Here is a 21727-nt window from a genome sequence, read left to right on the forward strand (position 1 = left end):
GAGCCGGGCCGCGCCAGGGTCAGACCGTGCCTGCTGCGCGCAGGCTGGCGACGGCCGCCGCGTCGTAGCCCAGGCGAGTGAGCAGTGCCTCGGTGTGCTCGCCCAACGCCGGGCCGACCCATTCGGTGGAGCCGGGGGTATCCGACAGCTTGGGCACGATGCCGGGCATCTTGAACGGCTTGCCGTCCGGCAGCCTGGCCTGCAGAAACATTTCCCGCGCCAGGTACTGCGGGTCGTTGAACATGTCTTCGGCCGAGTAGATACGGCTGGCCGGTACTTCGGCCGTGGTCAGCACCTGCATCAGCTGCTCCAGAGGCAAGCTGTTGGCCCAGCGGTCAATCACCCCGTACAGCTCGTCACGGCGCAGGTCACGACCATCGTTGGTGGCCAGGCTCGGGTCATCCGCCAGGTCGGCGCGGTCAATGGCCTGCATGAAACGCTTGAAGATCGCATCGCCATTGGCGCCGATCTGCACATGCTTGCCATCGGCGCTGGTATGGATGGAGGAGGGCGTGATGCCTGGCATGATATTGCCGGTGCGCTCGCGGATAAAGCCGAACACATCGAACTCCGGCACCATGCTTTCCATCATGGCGAAGATCGCCTCATACAGTGCCACGTCCACCACCTGGCCCTGGCCGCCATTGACTTCGCGATGACGCAACGCCATCAGCGCGCCGATCACCCCCCACAGGGCGGCAATCGAGTCACCTATGGAAATCCCGGTGCGTACTGGCGGGCGGTCGTCGAAGCCGGTGATGTAGCGCAGGCCGCCCATCGACTCGCCTACCGCGCCGAAGCCGGGCTGGTCTTTCATCGGCCCGGTCTGGCCAAAGCCGGACAGGCGCACCATGACCAGACGCGGGTTCAGCGCATGCAGCACGTCCCAGCCCAGGCCGAGCTTTTCCAGCACGCCCGGGCGGAAGTTCTCGATCAGGATGTCGGCGTCGGCCAGCAGCTTCTTCAGCACTTCGCGGCCTTCGGGGTGCTTGAGGTTGAGGGTGAGCGACTGCTTGTTGCGAGCCTGCACGAACCACCACAGCGAGGTGCCCTCGTACAGCTTGCGCCACTTGCGCAGCGGGTCGCCGCCATCGGGCGATTCGACCTTGACCACCTCGGCACCGAATTCGGCGCAGATCCGCGAAGCGAACGGCCCGGCGATCAGGGTGCCGAGTTCGACAACTTTAAGGCCGGCGAGGGGTTTGCTGGGCGTCGACATGGGGCATCCGTGGCAGTTGGGCAGAGCCGTGGTTTTATCACACGTCGGTTTCGCCGGGTACTGCTGCGGCGCATGGAAGGTGCGGATGGGTTAGACTGTGCCACTTTTCTTTTGCACGAAGCCCGTCGACCATGGCCCAGCCGTCCACCACCTACAAGTTCGAACTGAATCTCACCGACCTTGATCGCAACGTCTACGAAAGCGTCAAGCAGACCATCGCGCGTCACCCTTCGGAAACCGAAGAGCGCATGGCGGTTCGGCTGCTGGCGTATGCGCTCTGGTACAACGAGAACTTGTCGTTTGGCCGTGGCCTGTCGGATGTCGATGAGCCGGCACTGTGGGAAAAGAGCCTGGACGACCGCGTGCTGCACTGGATTGAAGTGGGCCAGCCCGATGCCGACCGCCTGACCTGGTGCTCGCGCCGTACCGAGCGCACCAGCCTGCTGGCCTACGGCAGCCTGCGGGTGTGGGAAGGCAAGGTGGTGGGCGCGGTCAAGAACCTGAAGAACCTGAGCATCGCAGCGGTGCCGCAAGAGGTGCTGGAAACCCTGGCCACCGACATGCCGCGCAGCATCAAGTGGGACGTGATGATCAGCGAGGGCACGGTATTCGTGACTGACGACCGCGGCCAGCACGAAGTGCAGCTGCAGTGGCTGCTCGGTGAGCGTGGCTGAAGCAACCCATGCGTATCGAACCTCGCCCCCTGCCGCCGACCCTGCCATTCCTGGGTAACCTGCCACCCTTGCTGACCCGCCTGTACGCAGCGCGTGGTGTACAGACCGAGGCCGAGCTGGACAAAAGCCTGGCACGGCTACTGCCGTACCAGCAGCTCAAGGGCATCGAGGCTGGTGTCGACCTGTTGGTCGAGGCGCTCGACCAGCGTCAGCGCATCCTCATCGTTGGTGACTTCGATGCCGATGGCGCCACCGCCAGCACCGTTGGCGTGCTGGGCCTGCGCCTGCTGGGCGCGGCCCACGTCGATTATCTGGTGCCCAACCGCTTCGAATATGGCTACGGCCTGACCCCGGAAATCGTCGAAGTGGCGCTGCAACGCCAGCCGCAACTGCTGATTACCGTGGACAACGGTATTTCCAGCGTCGAGGGTGTGGCAGCAGCCAAGGCCGCCGGGCTCAAGGTGCTGGTCACCGACCACCACCTGCCAGGCCAGCAGTTGCCCGACGCCGACGCCATCATCAACCCCAATCAGCCGGGCTGCGAATTCCCCAGCAAGTCGCTGGCCGGGGTAGGGGTGATCTTCTACGTGCTGATGGCCCTGCGCGCTCGCCTGCGCAGCCTGGGCCGCTACGAGACGCAAGCGCAGCCGAACATCGGTGAACTGCTCGACCTGGTTGCGCTGGGCAGCGTCGCCGACGTGGTGCCGCTGGATGCCAACAACCGCATCCTGGTGCATCAAGGCCTTGAGCGCATTCGCGCCGGCCGTGCCCGGCCGGGGCTCAAGGCCATTCTTGAAGTCGCCCGCCGCGATCACCGGCGCATCACCTCGACCGACCTCGGTTTCATCCTCGGCCCGCGCTTGAATGCTGCCGGGCGCCTGGACGACATGAGCCTGGGCATCGAATGCCTGCTGTGCGAAGACGCCGCGCTGGCCCAGGACATGGCCCAGCAGCTGGATGACCTGAACCAGGACCGCAAATCCATCGAGCAGGGCATGCAGCGCGAAGCCCTGGCGCAGCTCAAGGAGCTGCCGGTCGAATCGATGCCGTATGGCCTGTGCCTGTTCGATGCCGATTGGCACCAGGGGGTGATCGGTATTCTGGCTTCGCGCCTGAAAGAACGTTATCACCGACCAACCATCGCTTTTGCAGATGCTGGCGAGGGCATGCTCAAAGGTTCGGCGCGCTCGGTACCCGGTTTTCATATCCGCGACGCGCTGGATGCCGTGGCGGCCCGCCATCCCGAGCTGATCAGCAAGTTCGGTGGCCACGCCATGGCTGCGGGGCTGTCGCTGCCGGCGGGTAATTTCCCGGCCTTTGCCGAGGCGTTCGACGAAGAAGTGCGACGCCAGTTGTGCGAAGACGACCTGACTGGCCGTTTGCAGTCCGACGGCAGCCTGGCGGTGGAGGAGTTTCATCTTGACCTGGCCAAGGCACTGCGCAATGCCGGGCCGTGGGGGCAGCATTTCCCTGAACCGTTGTTTCACGGCGTGTTTCAGCTGGTGGAGCAGCGGGTGGTTGGCGAGCGGCACCTGAAGGTGGTGCTCAAGAGCGAGTGTGGTTCGGTGCGGTTGGACGGCATTGCCTTCGGCATTGACCGCGAAGTGTGGCCGAACCCGACCGTGCGCTGGGTGGAATTGGCGTACAAGCTGGATGTGAACGAGTTTCGCGGGAATGAAAGTGTGCAGTTGATGATTGCCCACATGGAGCCGCGCTGAGCCCAGCGCGGGGTTCGCCTCGATTTTTGTAGCGTGGCGGAAATCGAGCGCCGCCCGCGCGGCGCTTCGCGGGGCAAGCCCGCTCCCACATTTGTTGCAACGTGCCGAACCTGTAAGACCATGGTTGCCCGCCTTGGCGTATGGCTTGCGGCAAGCGGGGCGGCTTCAATGCCCACCTTGAAATCCAGTCATGTCAACAAGGCTGACAACCATGGCCTTACAGGCATGGCCACGTTGCAACTAATGTGGGAGCGGGCTTGCCCCGCGAAGCGCCGCGCGGGCGGCGCTCGATCTGATAGGCGACATCGCTCTCAAGACGATCACCCCGCGCGCGCACCCAAAATCCCATGGAACCTTCCCCCCAACCATTCTGGTCTAGTCTGAATACTGACCGGACCCGGGCCAGGGACGTGTAATTGAGTGCTCGGGCCGGATCACCATTGGAGTCCTTGGGAGGTGCCCTCATGAGCCTGCTGCTCGAGCCTTACACCCTGCGTCAGCTGACGCTGCCCAACCGCATCGCCGTGTCGCCGATGTGCCAGTATTCCGCCCTCGATGGCCTGGCCAACGACTGGCACCTTGTTCATTTAGGCAGCCGCGCCGTGGGCGGCGCGGGCCTGGTGATCACCGAAGCGGTGGCGGTCACCGCCGATGGGCGAATCACCGCCGAAGACCTTGGCCTGTGGGACGACGCGCAGATCGCCCCGTTGCAACGCATCACCCGCTTCATCACCGCCCAAGGTGCCGTGCCCGGCATCCAGCTGGCTCACGCCGGGCGCAAGGCCAGCACCTATCGCCCATGGCTGGGCAAGCAAGGCAGCGTAAAACTTGAGGAGGGTGGCTGGCAGCCGGTAGGCCCGTCGAAAATCGCCTTCGATCCGCAACACACGCCGCCACATGAGCTGACCCAGGGTGAAATCCAGGACGTGATCGGTGCCTTCGTCGCCTCGACCGAGCGCGCCTTGAAGGCCGGTTTCAAGGTGGTCGAAATCCACGCCGCCCACGGCTATCTGTTGCATCAATTCCTCTCGCCGCTGAGCAACCAGCGCCGCGACGAGTACGGCAGCTGCTTCGAAAACCGCATCCGCCTGACCTTGCAGGTGGTCGAGGCTGTGCGCAAGGTCTGGCCTGCCGAACTGCCGCTGCTGGTGCGGGTATCGGCAACCGATTGGGTGGAAGATGGCTGGAACCCGGATGAAACTGTCGAATTGGCCCGGCGCCTGCGCGGCCTGGGTGTCGACCTGATCGACGTATCCTCCGGCGGCACCTCGGTCAACGCCGAAATCCCCACCGGCCCCGGCTACCAGACCCGCTTCGCCGAGCGCGTGCGCAAGGAGTCGGAAATCGCCACCGGCACCGTGGGGATGATTACCGAACCCGCCCAGGCCGAGCACATCCTGCGTACTGGCCAGGCCGACATCATCTTCCTCGCTCGCGAACTGCTGCGCGATCCTTACTGGCCGCTACACGCTGACGACGACCTGGGCGGCAACAAGGCCACCTGGCCAGCCCAATACCAGCGCGCGACCAGCCGGGCCAACCCGATTCATGAGTCGGATTTGCGCGACTAAGGTCTGCCTGTACTGGCCTCTTCGCGGGCTTGCCCGCTCCCACAGGTACATCACTGACCTCAAGGGCTGTGATGTACCTGTGGGAGCGGGCAAGCCCGCGAAGAGGCCAGTAGATTCAACCTTGGGTTAGTGCTTGATCATCACATGCCGCACACAGGTGTAATCCTCCAGCCCATACATCGACATGTCCTTGCCATACCCCGAATGCTTCTGCCCGCCATGGGGCATTTCGCTCACCAGCATGAAGTGGGTATTCACCCAGGTGCAGCCATATTGCAAGCGCGCCGCCAGGCGGTGGGCGCGGCCGGTGTCGCGGGTCCAGACCGATGAGGCCAGGCCGTAGTTGGAGTCGTTGGCCCATTCCAGTGCCTGCGCTTCGTCGGTGAAGCGGGTGACCGACACCACCGGGCCGAACACTTCGTTGCGCACGATCTCGTCGTCCTGCTGGGCATCGGCCAGCACGGTCGGCTCGAAGAAGAAGCCTTCGCCGTCGATCGCCTTGCCGCCTGTCACCAGGCGAATGTGCGGCTGGGCGATGGCCCGCTGCACCAGGCCGGCGACCTTGTCGCGGTGCTGGGCACTGATCAATGGCCCCAGTTCAGTGTCCTCGGCGTCCTGCAACCCCGGCTTGAGGCTGGCCACCGCTGCACCCAGCCGTTCGACGAATTGCTCGTAGATGCCGTCCTGCACATACAGGCGGCAGGCTGCGGTGCAGTCCTGGCCAGCATTATAGAAGCCGAACGTGCGGATCCCGTCGATGGCAGCATCGATGTCGGCATCGTCGAACACCAGCACCGGGGCCTTGCCGCCCAGTTCCATGTGCATGCGCTTCACGCTGTCGGCCGTAGCGCTGATGATGTGCGCCCCGGTGGGGATCGAGCCGGTCAGCGACACCATGCGCACCTTGGGGTGGCTGACCAGCGGGTTGCCGACCGTCTGGCCGCGGCCAAACAGGATGTTCAGCACACCCGCTGGCAACAGGTCCTGGGCCAGTTCGCCAAGGCGCAAGGCAGTCAACGGGGTCAGTTCGGAAGGCTTGATGACCACGGTATTGCCAGCGGCCAGGGCGGGGGCGACCTTCCACGCCAGCATCATCAACGGGTAGTTCCACGGCGCAATCGAGGCCACAACGCCCAGCGGGTCGCGGCGGATCATCGAGGTGTGGCCCGGCAGGTATTCACCTGCCGCCGAACCGCCCAGGCAGCGTGCCGCACCGGCAAAAAAGCGGAGCACATCGGCAATGGCCGGGATTTCGTCATTCAGCGCAGCACTCAACGGCTTGCCGCAGTTCTGCGATTCCAGCCGGGCCAGTTCATCGCCATGCGCTTCGATGGCATCGGCCAGCGCCAGCAGCGCCTGCGCGCGCTCCCTGGGGCTGGTTTGCGACCAGCTGTCGAAGGCCTGGTCGGCAGCGCGCACGGCGCTGTCCACCTGAGCCTCGGTGGCCTCGTTGATCTGCGCCAGGGCAGTGCCCAGCGCCGGGTTGAGCACGGTCCAGGTCGGGCCTTGGCCGGCGACCAAGTGGCCATTGATCAGCATCTGCGTTTGCATCGGGGACTCCTCCAGGGTCATTTGCCACTGCCCGCGACGCTTTCGCCGCCACGGGTCAGGTAATAGGCGCCAAGGATCGGCAGCATGGTCACCAGCATCACCAGCATGGCGACCACGTTGGTCACCGGCACGTCGCGTGGGCGGCTGAGCTGGTTGAGCAGCCAGATCGGCAGGGTGCGTTCGTGGCCGGAAGTGAAAGTGGTGACGATGATTTCATCGAACGAAAGGGCAAAGGCCAGCATGCCGCCGGCCAGCAGCGCTGAGCCGAGGTTGGGCAGGATGATGTAGCGGAAGGTCTGCCAGCCATCGGCGCCCAGGTCCATCGAGGCTTCGATGAGGCTTTGCGAAGTACGCCGCAGGCGGGCGATCACGTTGTTGTAGACGATCACCACGCAGAACGTCGCGTGGCCGACCACGATGGTGAACACCCCGGGCTCGATACCCAAGGTCTTGAACGCTGAAAGCAGGGCAATACCGGTAATGATGCCGGGCAGGGCGATGGGCAGGATCAGCATCAGCGAAATGCTCTCCTTGCCGAAAAAGCTGCGCCGGTACAGCGCTGCCGACGCCAGTGTACCGAGCACCAGGGCGATCAATGTGGCCAGGCAAGCCACCTGCAACGACAGCTTGATGGCCTCCAGCACATCGGGCCGGGCGAAGGCCACGGCAAACCACTTCAGGGTAAAGCCCTTGGGCGGGAAGCTGAACGCCGCGTCTTCGGTATTGAAGGCGTACAGGAAGATGATCAGGATCGGGAAGTGCAGGAACACCAGCCCGCCCCAGGCCGCCAGGCGCAGCCCTGTTGATGCTTTTTCAGAGTGCATCGAAGGCTCCCAGGCGCTTGACGATGGACAGGTACAGCGCAATCAGCACGATTGGCACCAGGGTGAATGCGGCGGCCATTGGCATGTTGCCGATGGCGCCTTGCTGGGCATAGACCATGCTGCCGATGAAGTAACCGGGCGGGCCGATCAATTGCGGCACGATGAAATCGCCCAGGGTGAGCGAAAACGTGAAGATCGAGCCGGCAGCGATGCCCGGGATCGACAGCGGCAAGATCACCTGGACGAAGGTTTGCCCAGGCCGTGCGCCGAGGTCTGCCGAGGCCTGCAGCAGCGAAGGTGGCAAGCGTTCCAGCGAGGCCTGGATCGGCAGGATCATGAACGGCAGCCAGATGTACACGAACACCATGAAGCGCCCCAGGTGCGACGTCGACAGCGTGCTGCCGCCCACGCCCGGCACGGCCAGCACTGCTTGCAGCAGGGCATCCAGGTGCAGTTGCTGGACGAACCACTGGGCCACCCCGCCCTTGGCCAGCAGCAGGGTCCAGGCATAGGTCTTGACGATGTAGCTGGCCCACATCGGCATCATTACCGCGATGTAGAAAAACGCCTTGGTCTTGCCGCTGGTGTAGCGCGCCATGTAATAGGCGATGGGAAACGCCAGCACCGCGCTGGCCAGCGACACGGCCACGGCCATGGCCAGCGTGCGCAGGATGATGTCGAAGTTCGATGGGTTGAACAGCGCGGCGAAGTTGCCCAGGGTCAGGTCCGGCGTCACCGCCATGGTGAAGTCGTCGAAGGTATAGAAGCCCTGCCACAGCAAGTTCAGCAACGAGCCCAGGTAGATTGCGCCGAACCAGGTCAGCGGTGGAATCAACAGCAGTGCCAGGTACAGGTTGGGGCGCCGGTACAGCACGTTGGACAGGCTTCGCAGTGTGCTCATGTCAGCGGGCCTCGGTTTCCTGCAGCACCGTCATGGCCTCCCGGGGCCAGTGTGCCAGCACCCGTTGCCCGGGCTGCCAGGCCTGCGCCTGTGCTTGCCAGCGGTCGTTGGCCTGGCTTACCGCCAACAGCTGGCCGCTGTCCAGTTGCAGTTCATAGCGGGTGGCACTGCCTTGATACTGGATATCGCGCAGCACGCCACTGACCTGCACCTCATGGCTGGTTACCACCGGGTCGCCCAGGCGGATGTGCTCGGGGCGGATGGAGAAGGGCGCCGAGCTGCCATTGAGCGCCAAGGCCAGCTCGCCACGCACCACGTTGGAGGTGCCAACGAACTCGGCAACGAAGGTGGTGGCAGGCTTCATGTACAGGTTGCGCGGGGTGTCGACCTGCTCGATGCGGCCGCGGTTGAACACCGCCACCCGGTCGGACATCGACAGTGCCTCGGTCTGGTCGTGGGTGACGAAGATGAAGGTGATGCCCAACTGGCGTTGCAGTTTTTTCAGCTCGCCTTGCATCTGTTCGCGTAGCTTCAGGTCCAGTGCGCCCAGCGGCTCGTCCAGCAGCAGCACCCGGGGCCGGTTGACCAGCGCCCGGGCCAGGGCCACGCGCTGGCGCTGGCCGCCAGACAGCTGCGCCGGCTTGCGTGCGCCGTAGCCGGCCAGGGCCACCATGGCCAGGGCTTCTTCGGCGCGGCTGTGGCGTTCGGCCTTGGCCACGCCTTTTACCTTCAGGCCATAGGCGATGTTGTCCAGCACGTTCATGTGCGGGAACAGCGCGTAGTCCTGGAACACAGTGTTGACGTCACGCTGGTAGGGCGGCACGCCGGCGGCTTCGACGCCGTGGATGCGGATCGAACCGCTGCTGGGTTGCTCGAAGCCGGCGATCAGGCGCAGGCAGGTGGTCTTGCCCGAGCCGGAAGGCCCGAGCATGGAGAAAAACTCGCCATCGATGATATCAATGCTGACCTGGTCGACGGCCTTGACCTCGCCGAAGGCGCGGGAAACCTGGGTGAACTGGACGGCTAGGGGCATGCGTGGGCTCCGGACATCGATGTTCTCCTGTGCCGGCCTCTTCGCGGGTAAACCCGCTCCCACAGGTTGATCAGCCTGTCAGGGTAGCGCTGTACCTGTGGGAGCGGGTTTACCCGCGAAGAGGCCGGCACAGGCATTCAGGCAACCTCTAGCGCCCACCCATGATCGCAATGTAGTCCTGGGTCCAGCGGCTATACGGCACGAACTTGCCCCCCTGGGCCTGCGGCGTTTTCCAGAAGGCAATCTTGTCGAAGTTGTCGAAGCCGTTGGTCTTGCAACCCTCGGCGCCCAGCAGTTCGCTGCCGGTGCACGCCGCTGGCACCGCCGGCAACGAGCCGAACCAGGCCGCCACGTCACCCTGCACCTTCGGCTGCAACGACCAGTCCATCCACTTGTAGGCGCAGTTGGGGTGCTTGGCCTCGCTGTGCAGCATGGTGGTGTCGGCCCAGCCGGTCGCGCCTTCCTTGGGAATGGTCGAGGCCACCGGCTGGTTGTCGGCCTTGAGGCCATTGACCATGTAACCCCAGGAGCTGGAGGCCACCACGCCTTCGTTCTTCACATCGCTCATCTGCACCGTGGCGTCATGCCAGTAACGGTGGATCAGCGGTTGCTGTTGGCGCAGCAGTTCAAGCACGGCCTTGTATTGCTCCTCGTTCAGCTCGTAGGGGTCTTTGATGCCCAACTCGGGCTTGGCCGACCTCAGGTACAGCGCCGCGTCGGCAATGTAGATCGGCCCGTCGTAGGCCTGCACGCGGCCCTTGTTCGGCTTGCCGTCGGGCAGGTCCTGCGGCTCGAAGACAACGCCCCAGCTGGTGGGTGCCTGCTTGAAGGTATTGGTGTTGTACAGCAGCACGTTCGGCCCCCACTGGTAAGGGGTGCCGTAGACCTGCTTGTCGACCACGTACCAGCCGCCGTTCTGCAGGCGCGGGTCGATGTTCTTCCAGTTGGGGATCAGCGCGGTGTTGATCGGCTGTACGCGCTTGCCCACGATCAGCCGCAGCGAGGCATCGCCCGAGGCGGTGACCAGGTCGTAGCCGCCCTTGGTCATCAGGCTGACCATTTCGTCCGAGGTGGCGGCGGTCTTCACACTGACCTTGCAGCCGGTTTCCTTCTCGAAACCGCTGACCCAGTCGTAGGCCTTGTCGCTTTCACCGCGCTCGATGTAGCCAGGCCAGGCAACGATATCCAGGCGCCCCTCGCCAGGCCCCAGGGCCTTGGGCGGTTCGGCGGCCTGCAGGCTGGCGCTGGCCAGCACGGCGCAAGTGGCGGCGCCGAGCAATGCGGTCTTGTGCACTGACATGGTGTTCCCTCTTCTTGGAGATTTTGGTCGCGGCAGTGGTCGAGTCTAGTTGGCTTTTTGCCAGCCAATGCAACATCCGGAAGCAAATGCGGGCATGGCTTGTGCCCGGGCAGGCCTTACTCTGGCGATTGAATCTTCTTACGTGGAGACACACGCATGAACACCCGCGGCTTGCTCGATCAACTGCTCAAATCCGGCCAGCAAATGCTCGAAAAACAGGGCGGCGCGAACAAGTCCGGCAGCGCTGCCGGTGGGCTTGGCGGGCTGTTGTCCGGTGCAGGAGGTGGCTTGTTGGGTGGGGGCGCTCTGGGCTTGTTGCTGGGCAGCAAGAAGGCCCGCAAGTATGGCGGCAAGGCCCTGACCTACGGCGGCCTGGCCGCGCTGGGCGTGCTGGCTTACAAGGCCTACGGCAACTGGCAGGCCAGCCAGCGGGGGGGCGCAGCCGAACCGCAAACCGTCGACCGCCTGCCGCCGGCCCAGGCCGAGCAGCACAGCCAGGCGGTGCTGCGGGCGCTGGTGGCGGCGGCCAAGTCTGACGGGCACATAGACGAGCGCGAGCGGGCGCTGATCGAGGGCGAATTCACCCGCCTGGACAACGACCGCGAACTGCAGCACTGGCTGCATGCCGAGCTGAACAAGCCGCTGGACCCGGCCGAAGTGGCCCGCGCCGCACAAACGCCAGAAATGGCCGCGGAGATGTACCTGGCCAGTGTGATGATGGTCGACCAGGAAAACTTCATGGAGCGTGCCTATCTCGACGAACTGGCCCGCCAACTGCGCCTGGACCCGGGCTTGCGCCAGGAGCTGGAAAGCCAGGTGCGGTTGGCTGCTGGCCAATAACCGGGGCTGCGTTGCAGCCCATCGCCGGCAAGCCGGGCTCCCACAGGGATCGCGTATGGCTTGAGCCCAACGCCATCGGTGTGGGAGCTGGCTTGCCGGCGATGGGCCGCACAGCGGCCCCAATGGCCATTGAGCAATTGGCCTGTCCATCAGCACAGATGCCCGATCAACCCTCACATCACCCGCAAATCTGTAAGGCCTCTAGGCTATACTTCGGCGATTTTTCCCGCTCGTTGTGAATTCCTGAGGGCTGAATGTGAAGAACTGGACCTTGCGCCAACGGATCCTGGCAAGTTTTGCCGTGATCATCGCCATCATGTTGCTGATGATCGTGGCCGCCTACTCGCGGTTGGTGGCCATCGAAACCGCCGAAGAGGCGGTGGGGACCGACAGCATTCCCGGGGTCTACTACAGCTCGATGATCCGCAGCGCCTGGGTCGACAGCTATGTCACCAGCCAGCAACTGGTGGGCCTGTCCAACCACCGCGAAATCACCTCGGCCGACATGGAGCTGTTCAAAAGCTTCGAAGACCGGCTGAAACAGCACATGGCCAGTTACCAGTCCACCATTCAAGGGAAGGACGACCAGGCGCGCTTCGACGCCTTCATCCAGCTCGAAGAGAACTACATGAAGCTGATAGCCCAGGTGCTGGATGCGTATCGCGAGCGCAATTACGACGAAGCCCAGCGGCTGATCAACGAGGTACTCACCCCGGCCTGGGTGGACGGGCGCAAGCATTTGAATGAAGTGATCGAGAACAACCGGGCTTCTGCTGACGCCGCCACCAATGAAATCGTCAGCGCCGTGAGCACGGCCAAGGGCAGCATGGTGGTCTCGCTGCTGCTGGCGATGATTGCAGCCGGTATCTGTGGCCTGTTGCTGATGCGCGCCATCACTGCACCCATGCAGCGCATTGTCCACGCCCTCGACAAACTGCGCTCGGGGGACCTGAGCATGCGCCTGAGCCTGGACCGCAAGGACGAGTTCGGCGCTATCGAAAGCGGCTTCAACGAAATGGCCGAGGCCCTGGCCAACCTGGTGGCCCAGGCCCAGCGCTCGTCGGTGCAGGTGACCACCTCGGTTACCGAGATTGCCGCCACCTCCAAGCAGCAACAAGCCACCGCTACCGAAACGGCCGCCACCACCACGGAAATCGGCGCCACCTCGCGGGAGATCGCCGCCACCTCGCGTGACCTGGTACGCACCATGACCGAAGTCACCTCCGCCGCCGACCAGGCGTCCAGCCTGGCCGGTTCCGGCCAGCAGGGGCTGGCGCGCATGGAAGAGACCATGCACCAGGTGATGGGCGCGGCCGACCTGGTCAATGCCAAGCTCGGTATCCTCAACGAGAAAGCCAGCAACATCACCCAGATGGTGGTGACCATCGTCAAGGTCGCCGACCAGACCAACCTGCTGTCGCTCAACGCCGCTATCGAAGCCGAGAAAGCTGGCGAGTATGGCCGTGGTTTTGCCGTGGTGGCCACCGAAGTGCGCCGCCTCGCCGACCAAACTGCCGTGGCTACCTACGACATCGAGCAGATGGTGCGCGAGATCCAGTCGGCGGTATCGGCTGGCGTAATGGGCATGGACAAGTTCTCTGAAGAGGTGCGCCGCGGCATGTTCGAGGTGCAGCAGGTCGGTGAGCAACTGAGCCAGATCATCCACCAGGTGCAGGCCCTGGCGCCACGCGTGTTGATGGTCAACGAAGGCATGCAGGCCCAGGCTACCGGCGCCGAGCAGATCAACCAGGCGCTGGCGCAACTCAGCGATGCCAGCACTCAAACCGTCGAGTCGCTGCGCCAGGCCAGTTTTGCCATTGACGAGCTGAGCCAGGTGGCCGCCGGCCTGCGTGGCGGCGTGTCGCGTTTCAAAGTCTGACCGCGATGAACAACTTGCAACCGCGTGCCGCGCGGGCGGAGAACGCCAAGGGGGCGTTGTACCTGCAGTTTCGCATCAAGGCGCAGCGCTTTGCCCTGAGCGTGCACGAGGTTATCGAAGTGCTGCCGCGCCAGCCGCTCAAACCGATCGCCCAGGCCCCTGCCTGGGTTGCGGGCATTCTCGCCCACCGCGGCCTGCTGGTGCCGGTGATCGACCTGGCGGCGCTGAGTTTCGGCCAGCCCGCAGCGCAACGCACCAGTACCCGCCTGGTGCTGGTGCACTACCGCAGCGGTTTGCAACTGGGCCTGATCCTGGAACAGGCCACTGAAACCCTGCGTTGCCACCCCGACGAGTTCCAGCCTTACGGGGTGGACAGCGGCGAGGCGCCCTACCTGGGCCCTGTGCGCCAGGACGACCAGGGCCTGGTGCAGCGCATCGCAGTCAATGACCTGCTACCCGACGCCGTGCACCAGCTGCTTTATGCGGATGATCCGACAGGGATGCCGACATGAACGAACAGCGTTTTTACCGCTTCCTGCGTGAGCGCATCGGCCTGGATGTGGAGTCGGTGGGTGCGCCCATGGTCGAGCGCGCGCTGCGTCAGCGCTGCGTGGCTGCAAATGCCATGGACCTGGATGACTACTGGCTGCGCCTACAGCAATCGGCGGATGAGCAACAGGCCTTGATCGAGGCCGTGATCGTTCCGGAAACCTGGTTCTTCCGTTACCCCGAATCCTTTACCGCCCTGGCCAACCTGGCGCAAAAACGCCTTGTCGAGCTGGCCGGAGCGCGCCCGCTGCGCTTGCTCAGCTTGCCATGCTCGACGGGTGAGGAACCTTATTCGCTGGCCATGGCCTTGCTCGACGCCGGTATCGCTCCCAGTGCGTTCCTGATCGACGGCATGGACATCAGCCCAAGCTCGGTGGCCAAGGCGAGGCAGGCCCTTTATGGGCGCAACGCCTTCCGTGGCAGCGACCTGGGCTTTCGCGAGCGGTTCTTCGATGCCCTCGACGAAGGCCACCGCCTGCATGAACGGGTGCGGCAGCAAGTCAGCCTGCAGGTGGGCAATGTGCTGGACCCGGCGCTGGCCAGTCGCGATGGCCTTTACGATTTCGTGTTCTGCCGCAACCTGTTGATCTATTTCGACGTGCCAACCCAGCAGCGTGTGTTCGAAGTGCTCAAGCGCCTGATGCATCCGCAGGGCGTGCTGTTTATCGGGCCGGCCGAAGGCAGCTTGCTGGCGCGGTTGGGCATGCGGCCACTGGGGATTTCCCAGTCGTTTGCATACGTGCGTCAGGAGGGCGACAGCGCCCCGCTGGCAACGGTTACGGCCCCGCCAACGCGGCGCATGGTGCCGCCGTTGGCCACGCCGGGCTATGCGCCGCCAGGCGCGGCATCGCCGCGCCCTGCACGCATAACGCCTGTGGCGGCAAAGCCTGCACCGCCGCCTGTACCCAAGCGCGACAGCGAAAGCGAGCTGCTGGCCAGCATTGCCCGGCATGCCAACGCGGGTGCCAGCGAGCTGGCCCGTGCCGAGTGTCAGCGCTACCTCGGCCAGTTCGCGCCAGCGGCGCAGGTGTACTACTGGCTAGGGCTGCTCAGCGATACCGAAGGTGATGCCCAACTGGCGCTGAGCCATTATCGCAAGGCCTTGTACCTGGAACCGCAACACGCCGAAGCACTGGTGCACCTTGCGGCCTTGCTGGCGGCACAGGGCGACCTGGCCGGCGCCAGGCGCCTGCAGGAACGTGCCGCCCGGGCTGGCCGGGAGTCTGAACGATGATGGGAGAATCCGCGCTGCAACTGCTTGCCGAGGATGACGCGCACATCGACGACTGCTGGAACCGCATCGGCGTGCATGGCGACAAGCAATGCCCGTTGCTGGCGCGTCATGTCCACTGCCGCAACTGCGAAGTCTATGCCGCTGCGGCCACGCGCCTGCTCGATCGCTACGCGCTGGTGCAGGAGCACCAGGCAGCGTCGACGCAGGCGGTCGACGAAAGCACTGGCCGCTCCATGTTGTTGTTCCGCCTGGGCGAAGAGTGGCTGGCACTGGCTACCGCCAGCCTGGCGGAAATCGCCCCGTTGCAGGCTGTGCATTCGTTGCCGCACCAGCGCTCACGGGTGTTGCAGGGCGTTGCCAACGTGCGCGGAGCATTGGTGCCGTGCCTGTCACTGGCTGACTTGCTGGGTGTGCAGGCCAGCCCCGTCGAACAGCGCAGCGGCCGGTCGATGCCACGCATGCTGATCCTGGCAGCCGACGGTGGGCCGGTGGTGATGGCGGTCGAGGAAATCGACGGCATTCATCGCCTCGACCCGCTGCTGCTGGACAGCGGCCAGGACACCTCGCGTTTCACCGCCGCCGTCCTGCAATGGCGCGGCCGCAGCGTGCGGGTACTGGACGATCAACAATTACTGTCTGCCGTGCAGCGGAGCCTGTCATGACCCCAGAGCAAATGCGCGACGCATCGCTGCTCGAACTGTTCAGCCTGGAGGCCGAGGCGCAGACCCAGGTGCTCAGCACTGGTCTGATGGCGCTGGAGCGCAACCCTACCCAGGCCGACCAGCTTGAGGCCTGCATGCGCGCGGCCCACTCGCTGAAGGGGGCGGCGCGCATCGTTGGCGTGGATGCCGGGGTCAGTGTCGCCCACGTCATGGAAGACTGCCTGGTTGCCGCCCAGGAAGGCCGCTTGCGGCTGAGTGCCGAGCACATCGATGCGCTGTTGCAAGGCACCGACCTGCTGATGCGCATTGCCACACCCGGCGATGTTGCGGCGCAGGCGTCCCTGCCCGTATTCCTTGCGCAAATGGCCAGCCTGCTCGACCCCGGCGGCGCAGCCATGCCGGCCGCGCCGCTGCCGGCAGAAGCGCTCCCAGCGCTGCCACAGGCCACCTTGCCCGCCGACCCGCTGCCGCTACCCAGCGAACCGCTGGAGCCAGACCCGGAGCCTGACCCGGCCCCGCGCCGCAAGGCCGGCAAGCGCGCCACAGAAGGTAGCGAGCGGGTACTGCGGGTCACTGCCGACCGCCTCAACAGCCTGCTTGACCTGTCGAGCAAGTCGCTGGTGGAAACCCAGCGGCTCAAGCCTTACCTGGCCACCTTGCAGCGCCTCAAGCGCATGCATGGCCAGGGCATGCAGGCGCTCGATGGCCTGCGCCTGCAACTGGAGGACAGTGGCCAGAGCACTGAGGTGCTCGAAGCCCTGGCGCAAACCCAGCGCCTGCTGGTGGAAACCCAGCAGATCCTGCAACAACAGGCCGCCGACCTGGACGAATTCGGCTGGCAGGCCAGCCAGCGTGCGCAACTGCTGTATGACACCGCGCTGGCCTGCCGGATGCGCCCGTTCGCTGACGTGCTGACCGGCCAGAGCCGCATGGTGCGTGACCTTGGTCGCTCGCTGGGCAAGCCGGTGCGGCTGGTGGTGGACGGCGAGAAGACGCAGGTTGACCGCGATGTGCTGGAGAAACTCGAAGCACCGCTGACCCACCTGTTGCGCAATGCTGTCGACCACGGTATCGAGCCGCCGGAGCGGCGCATGCTGGCGGGCAAGCCGGAAGAAGGGGAGATTCGCCTGCGCGCTTCACACCAGGCCGGCATGCTCAGCCTGGAACTGATCGACGACGGTGCCGGCATCGACCTGGAACGCTTGCGCAGCAGCATCGTGGAGCGCGCCCTGTCCCCCGTCGACACGGTGGTGCGCATGAGCGAAGCAGAGCTGCTGACGTTCCTGTTCCTGCCCGGCTTCAGCCTGCGCGACAAGGTTACCGAGGTGTCCGGGCGTGGTGTCGGGCTGGATGCCGTACAGCACATGATTCGCGAGCTGCGCGGCTCCATCGAGCTGACCCAGCTGGGGGGGCAGGGCTGCCGCTTCCATTTGCAGGTGCCGCTAACCTTGTCGGTGGTGCGCAGCCAGGTGGTGGAGGTGGGCGGTGAAGCCTATGCCTTCCCGCTCGCTCACATCGAACGCACGCTGGAAGTTGCTGCCGAACAGATCGTGCAGATCGAAGGGCGCCAGCATTTCTGGCACGAAGGCCGGCATATCGGCCTTGTGGCGGCCAGCCAACTGCTGAACCGGCCAGCCGGTCAAAGCGAAGAAAGCAGCCTGCGGGTGGTGGTGATCCGTGAGCGCGAGCAGCTGTACGGCGTGGCTGTAGAGCGGTTGGTGGGTGAGCGGGTACTGGTGGTGATGCCGCTCGACCCGCGCCTGGGCAAGGTGCAGGACATTTCGTCCGGGGCCTTGCTCGACGACGGCTCGGTGGTGCTGATCGTCGACGTCGAAGACCTGCTGCGCTCGGTGGAAAAACTGCTCAGCACCGGCAGCCTGGAACGCATCGAGCGTGGTAGCGGCGGTGCCCGTGGCGTGGTGCGCAAGCGCATTCTGGTGGTCGACGACTCGCTGACCGTGCGTGAACTGCAGCGCAAGCTGCTGGGCAACCGTGGTTACGACGTGGCGGTGGCGGTGGATGGCATGGACGGCTGGAACGCCTTGCGCGGCGAGGACTTCGACCTGCTGATCACCGACATCGACATGCCGCGCATGGACGGCATCGAGCTGGTCACCCTGGTGCGCCGCGACCAGCGCCTGCAATCACTGCCGGTGATGGTGGTGTCGTACAAGGACCGTGAGGAAGACCGACGGCGTGGCCTGGATGCTGGCGCCGACTACTATTTGGCGAAAGCCAGTTTCCACGACGATGCGTTGCTGGAGGCAGTGGTCGAGCTGATCGGAGGTGCTCAAGGATGAAGATCGCCATCGTCAATGACATGCCCATGGCCGTGGAGGCGCTGCGTCGTGCAGTCGCCTTCGAGCCTGCACATCAGGTGGTCTGGGTCGCCAGCAATGGCGCCGAGGCGGTGCAGCGCTGCAGCGAGCAGTTGCCGGACCTGATCCTGATGGACCTGATCATGCCAGTGATGGATGGCGTGGAGGCCACCCGGCGGATCATGGCCGAAACCCCGTGCGCCATTGTCATCGTCACGGTCGACCGCAAGCAGAATGTGCACCGGGTGTTCGAGGCCATGGGCCACGGCGCCCTGGATGTGGTCGATACCCCGGCACTGGGGGCTGGCGATGCCCGCGAAGCGGCGGCGCCGCTGTTGCGTAAAATCCTCAATATCGGCTGGCTCATCGGCCAGCAACGTGCACCAGCCGCACGCCAGGTGGCCACGCCGCTGCGCGAAGCCTCGCAACGCCGTGGCCTGGTGGCGATAGGCTCGTCGGCAGGCGGCCCGGCAGCCCTCGAAGTGCTGCTCAAAGGGCTACCGGCGGCGTTTCCGGCAGCCATCGTGCTGGTCCAGCATGTGGATCAGGTGTTTGCCGCAGGCATGGCCGAATGGCTCAGCAGTGCAGCGGGCCTGCCGGTGCGCCTGGCCCGTGAAGGCGAACCGCCGCAGCCAGGGCAGGTGCTGCTGGCTGGCACCAACCACCACATTCGGCTGCTACAGAACGGGCAACTGGCCTACACTGCCGAACCTGTCAACGAAATCTACCGGCCCTCGATCGACGTATTCTTCGAGAGCGTGGCGCGTTACTGGAATGGCGATGCGGTGGGCGTGCTGCTCACCGGCATGGGCCGCGACGGCGCCCAGGGCCTTAAGTTGATGCGTCAGCAGGGCTTTCTGACCATCGCCCAGGACCAGGCCAGCAGTGCGGTGTACGGCATGCCCAAGGCCGCTGCGGCCATCGATGCCGCAGTGGAAATCCGCCCGCTGGAACGCATAGCCGGGCGCTTGACGGAAATTTTCGCAAAATGACGAATTGTATTGAATCACGCCGCCTGGTCGGTCGTGTTCGGGTGAACAGGTATGAATGATTTGCCGATCGAAGGTTTCGCCACCCCCAACGAAAACTCGGCGATGGTGCTGCTGGTCGATGACCAGGCGATGATCGGCGAGGCGGTGCGGCGCGGCCTGGCCAATGAAGACAACATCGACTTCCACTTCTGTGCCGACCCGCACCAGGCGGTGGCCCAGGCCATGCGCATCAAGCCCACGGTCATTCTCCAGGACCTGATCATGCCGGGCCTGGACGGCCTGACCCTGGTGCGCGAGTACCGCAACAACCCGGCCACCCAGGATATCCCGATCATCGTCCTGTCGACCAAGGAAGACCCCCTGGTCAAGAGCGCGGCGTTTGCCGCCGGGGCCAACGATTACCTGGTCAAGCTGCCGGACACCATCGAGCTTGTGGCGCGCATTCGCTACCACTCGCGCTCCTACCTCACCTTGTTGCAGCGCGACGAGGCCTACCGCGCCCTGCGCGTCAGCCAGCAGCAGTTGCTTGATTCCAACCTCATGCTGCAGCGGCTGATGAACTCCGACGGGCTGACCGGGCTGTCCAACCGTCGCCATTTCGATGAGTACCTGGAGCTGGAATGGCGCCGGGCCATGCGTGAGCAGCAGCAGTTGTCGTTGCTGATGATCGATGTGGATTACTTCAAGGCCTACAACGACAGTTTCGGCCACCTGGCCGGCGACGAAGCCTTGCGCCAGGTAGCCGAGGCGATCCGTGGCTCGTGTTCGCGGCCGACCGACCTGCCGGCCCGCTATGGCGGCGAAGAGTTTGCCCTGGTGTTGCCCAACACCTCGCCAGGCGGGGCACGCCTGGTGGCCGAAAAACTGCGCCAGACCGTGCTGGGCCTGGGCATCCCGCATACCGCCCCGGTGGCCGATGCACGCTTGACCGTGAGCATTGGCCTGGCCACCCAGACCCCGGCCGTCGGCAGCCATTGCCGGCAACTGATCTCGGCGGCAGACAAGGGGCTGTACCAGGCCAAGAACAACGGGCGCAACCAGGTGGGGATCGCCTGACCCCCAGAACACTGCATGGCCCCATGTGGGAGCGGGCGTGCCCGCGAAAAAGGCGACGCGGTGGATGGCACCGGCTTTGCCGGTGTTCGCGGGCACGCCCGCTCCCACAAAGTCTGCGCAACTTCGGCATGTTCTATTCACACGCTACCGCCCGGCGGGTCTGCCGCCGGGCACCGGACTCGGTTATACTCGCGGGCTTTTCACCGAATTCGCACGAGAGCCTCGCCCATGGAAATCCAACCGATCCTGAACACCATCAAGGACCTCACCGAGCGTTCCCAGTCCATTCGGGGGTATCTTTGACTACGATCACAAGCATGACCGCCTGATCGAAGTCAACCGCGAGCTGGAAGACCCCAACGTCTGGAACAAGCCCGAGTACGCCCAGGCCCTGGGCCGTGAGCGTGCCATGCTGGCGCAGGTGGTCGACACCCTGGACAAGATGTCCAATGGCCTGTCCGACTGCAAGGACCTGCTCGACATGGCCGTCGAGGAACAGGACGAAGGCGCCGTGAGCGACGTCGTGACCGAGCTGCAAGGCCTTGAAGAAAGCCTGGCCCAGCTTGAGTTCCGTCGCATGTTCAGCGGCGAGATGGACATGAACAACGCCTACCTGGATATCCAGGCCGGTTCCGGTGGTACCGAAGCGCAGGACTGGGCCAACATCCTGCTGCGCATGTACCTGCGCTGGGCCGACAAGCGCGGTTTCGACGCCACCATCATCGAGCTGTCCGAAGGTGAAGTCGCCGGTATCAAGGGCGCTACCGTGCACATCAAGGGCGAATACGCCTTCGGCTGGCTGCGTACCGAAATCGGCGTGCACCGCCTGGTGCGCAAAAGCCCGTTCGACTCCGGCGCCCGTCGTCACACCTCGTTCTCGGCGGTGTTCGTGTCGCCCGAGATCGACGACAAGGTCGAGATCGATATCAACCCGTCCGACCTGCGCATCGACACCTACCGTTCCTCCGGTGCCGGTGGTCAGCACGTAAACACCACCGACTCGGCCGTACGTATCACCCACGTGCCGACCAATACCGTGGTGGCCTGCCAGAACGAACGCTCCCAGCACGCCAACAAGGACACCGCCATGAAAATGCTGCGGGCCAAGTTGTACGAACTGGAAATGCAGAAGCGCAACGCCGCCTCGCAGGCGCTGGAAGACAGCAAGTCGGACATTGGCTGGGGCCACCAGATCCGCTCGTACGTGCTGGATGACTCGCGCATCAAGGACCTGCGTACCGGCGTCGAGCGCAGCGACTGCCAGAAGGTGCTGGACGGCGACCTCGACCAGTACCTGGAAGCGAGCCTCAAGCAAGGGCTGTAAGCCGCACACCACTGCCGCGATACCTGGCTACCCGCCGGTATCGCGTGCCCTGCCCGAAAGGGGCAACGAATACCTGATGGAA

18 protein-coding genes are annotated in these 21727 nt (G+C 64.6%); 12 read left to right on the forward strand and 6 right to left on the reverse strand.

Annotated features, from left to right (window positions below; genetic code table 11):
- Positions 1–19 precede the first annotated feature (19 nt).
- Entirely contained in the window at positions 20–1219 is a 1200-nt protein-coding gene (locus ACIQUI_RS21825; protein WP_403202632.1) for a CaiB/BaiF CoA transferase family protein, read from the reverse strand.
- 131 nt (positions 1220–1350) lie between these two features.
- Between ACIQUI_RS21825 and ACIQUI_RS21830 the strand changes: the two genes are divergently transcribed.
- The 3 genes from ACIQUI_RS21830 (at position 1351) to ACIQUI_RS21840 (ending at position 5182) form a co-directional block, all read left to right on the forward strand.
- On the forward strand, positions 1351–1893 hold the full coding sequence (locus ACIQUI_RS21830; RefSeq protein ID WP_144171436.1) for a YaeQ family protein: 543 nt from the start codon (positions 1351–1353) through the stop codon (positions 1891–1893).
- An 8-nt stretch (positions 1894–1901) separates the two neighbouring features.
- Positions 1902–3611 carry a single-stranded-DNA-specific exonuclease RecJ gene (recJ, locus tag ACIQUI_RS21835; protein WP_403202634.1) on the forward strand — a complete coding sequence of 570 codons (1710 nt, stop codon included), beginning with the start codon at positions 1902–1904 and terminating at the stop codon, positions 3609–3611.
- Between the two features lie 464 nt (positions 3612–4075).
- Complete coding sequence (locus ACIQUI_RS21840) at positions 4076–5182, forward strand: NADH:flavin oxidoreductase/NADH oxidase (protein WP_403202636.1); 1107 nt, start codon at positions 4076–4078, stop codon at positions 5180–5182.
- 126 nt (positions 5183–5308) lie between these two features.
- Here the strand turns inward: ACIQUI_RS21840 and ACIQUI_RS21845 are convergent, their stop codons facing one another.
- The 5 genes from ACIQUI_RS21845 to ydcS form a co-directional block, all read right to left on the reverse strand.
- The gene (locus ACIQUI_RS21845; protein ID WP_403202638.1) at positions 5309–6733 is read right to left on the reverse strand and encodes a gamma-aminobutyraldehyde dehydrogenase; all 1425 of its coding nucleotides are present in this window, start codon (positions 6731–6733) and stop codon (positions 5309–5311) included.
- 17 nt (positions 6734–6750) lie between these two features.
- Entirely contained in the window at positions 6751–7557 is an 807-nt protein-coding gene (locus tag ACIQUI_RS21850) for an ABC transporter permease (protein WP_264361975.1), read from the reverse strand.
- Complete coding sequence (locus tag ACIQUI_RS21855; RefSeq protein ID WP_403202641.1) at positions 7547–8458, reverse strand: ABC transporter permease; 912 nt, start codon at positions 8456–8458, stop codon at positions 7547–7549. The genes ACIQUI_RS21850 and ACIQUI_RS21855 overlap by 11 nt, the downstream gene beginning before the upstream one ends.
- A gap of 1 nt (position 8459) precedes the next feature.
- Positions 8460–9491, reverse strand: a complete 1032-nt coding sequence (locus ACIQUI_RS21860; RefSeq protein WP_403202643.1) for an ABC transporter ATP-binding protein — start codon at positions 9489–9491, stop codon at positions 8460–8462.
- A gap of 148 nt (positions 9492–9639) precedes the next feature.
- Entirely contained in the window at positions 9640–10791 is a 1152-nt protein-coding gene (gene ydcS / locus ACIQUI_RS21865) for a putative ABC transporter substrate-binding protein YdcS (RefSeq protein ID WP_403202645.1), read from the reverse strand.
- Between the two features lie 156 nt (positions 10792–10947).
- On the opposite strand from ydcS, the gene ACIQUI_RS21870 reads away from it, so the two are divergent.
- The 9 genes from ACIQUI_RS21870 to prfB all read left to right on the forward strand — a co-directional run bounded on the left by ACIQUI_RS21870 (position 10948) and on the right by prfB (position 21645).
- Positions 10948–11631, forward strand: coding sequence for a tellurite resistance TerB family protein (locus ACIQUI_RS21870; protein ID WP_403202647.1), 684 nt, complete (start codon positions 10948–10950; stop codon positions 11629–11631).
- 256 nt (positions 11632–11887) lie between these two features.
- The gene (locus ACIQUI_RS21875; protein ID WP_403202650.1) at positions 11888–13510 is read left to right on the forward strand and encodes a methyl-accepting chemotaxis protein; all 1623 of its coding nucleotides are present in this window, start codon (positions 11888–11890) and stop codon (positions 13508–13510) included.
- 5 nt (positions 13511–13515) lie between these two features.
- A complete protein-coding gene (locus tag ACIQUI_RS21880) occupies positions 13516–14022 on the forward strand; it encodes a chemotaxis protein CheW (protein WP_403202652.1) in 507 nt (168 codons plus the stop codon).
- Complete coding sequence (locus tag ACIQUI_RS21885) at positions 14019–15293, forward strand: CheR family methyltransferase (protein WP_403202653.1); 1275 nt, start codon at positions 14019–14021, stop codon at positions 15291–15293. Before ACIQUI_RS21880 ends, ACIQUI_RS21885 begins: the two co-directional genes overlap by 4 nt.
- Positions 15290–15955 carry a chemotaxis protein CheW gene (locus ACIQUI_RS21890; RefSeq protein ID WP_403202655.1) on the forward strand — a complete coding sequence of 222 codons (666 nt, stop codon included), beginning with the start codon at positions 15290–15292 and terminating at the stop codon, positions 15953–15955. The genes ACIQUI_RS21885 and ACIQUI_RS21890 overlap by 4 nt, the downstream gene beginning before the upstream one ends.
- Entirely contained in the window at positions 15952–18255 is a 2304-nt protein-coding gene (locus ACIQUI_RS21895; RefSeq protein WP_403202657.1) for a hybrid sensor histidine kinase/response regulator, read from the forward strand. The genes ACIQUI_RS21890 and ACIQUI_RS21895 overlap by 4 nt, the downstream gene beginning before the upstream one ends.
- A complete protein-coding gene (wspF, locus tag ACIQUI_RS21900; protein ID WP_403202659.1) occupies positions 18252–19265 on the forward strand; it encodes a Wsp signal transduction system protein-glutamate methylesterase WspF in 1014 nt (337 codons plus the stop codon). Before ACIQUI_RS21895 ends, wspF begins: the two co-directional genes overlap by 4 nt.
- Positions 19266–19316: 51 nt before the next feature.
- Positions 19317–20321 (forward strand): Wsp signal transduction system regulator diguanylate cyclase WspR, encoded by a 1005-nt coding sequence (gene wspR, locus ACIQUI_RS21905; RefSeq protein ID WP_403202660.1) that lies wholly within the window; start codon positions 19317–19319, stop codon positions 20319–20321.
- 228 nt (positions 20322–20549) lie between these two features.
- A protein-coding gene (gene prfB / locus ACIQUI_RS21910; protein ID WP_403202662.1) for a peptide chain release factor 2 occupies positions 20550–21645 on the forward strand; the annotation gives its coding sequence in 2 pieces (ribosomal slippage) (positions 20550–20621 and positions 20623–21645; 1095 coding nt in all).
- Positions 21646–21727: the final 82 nt, after the last annotated feature.

This window comes from Pseudomonas sp. NPDC090592 (assembly GCF_044769185.1).
GTDB lineage: Bacteria > Pseudomonadota > Gammaproteobacteria > Pseudomonadales > Pseudomonadaceae > Aquipseudomonas.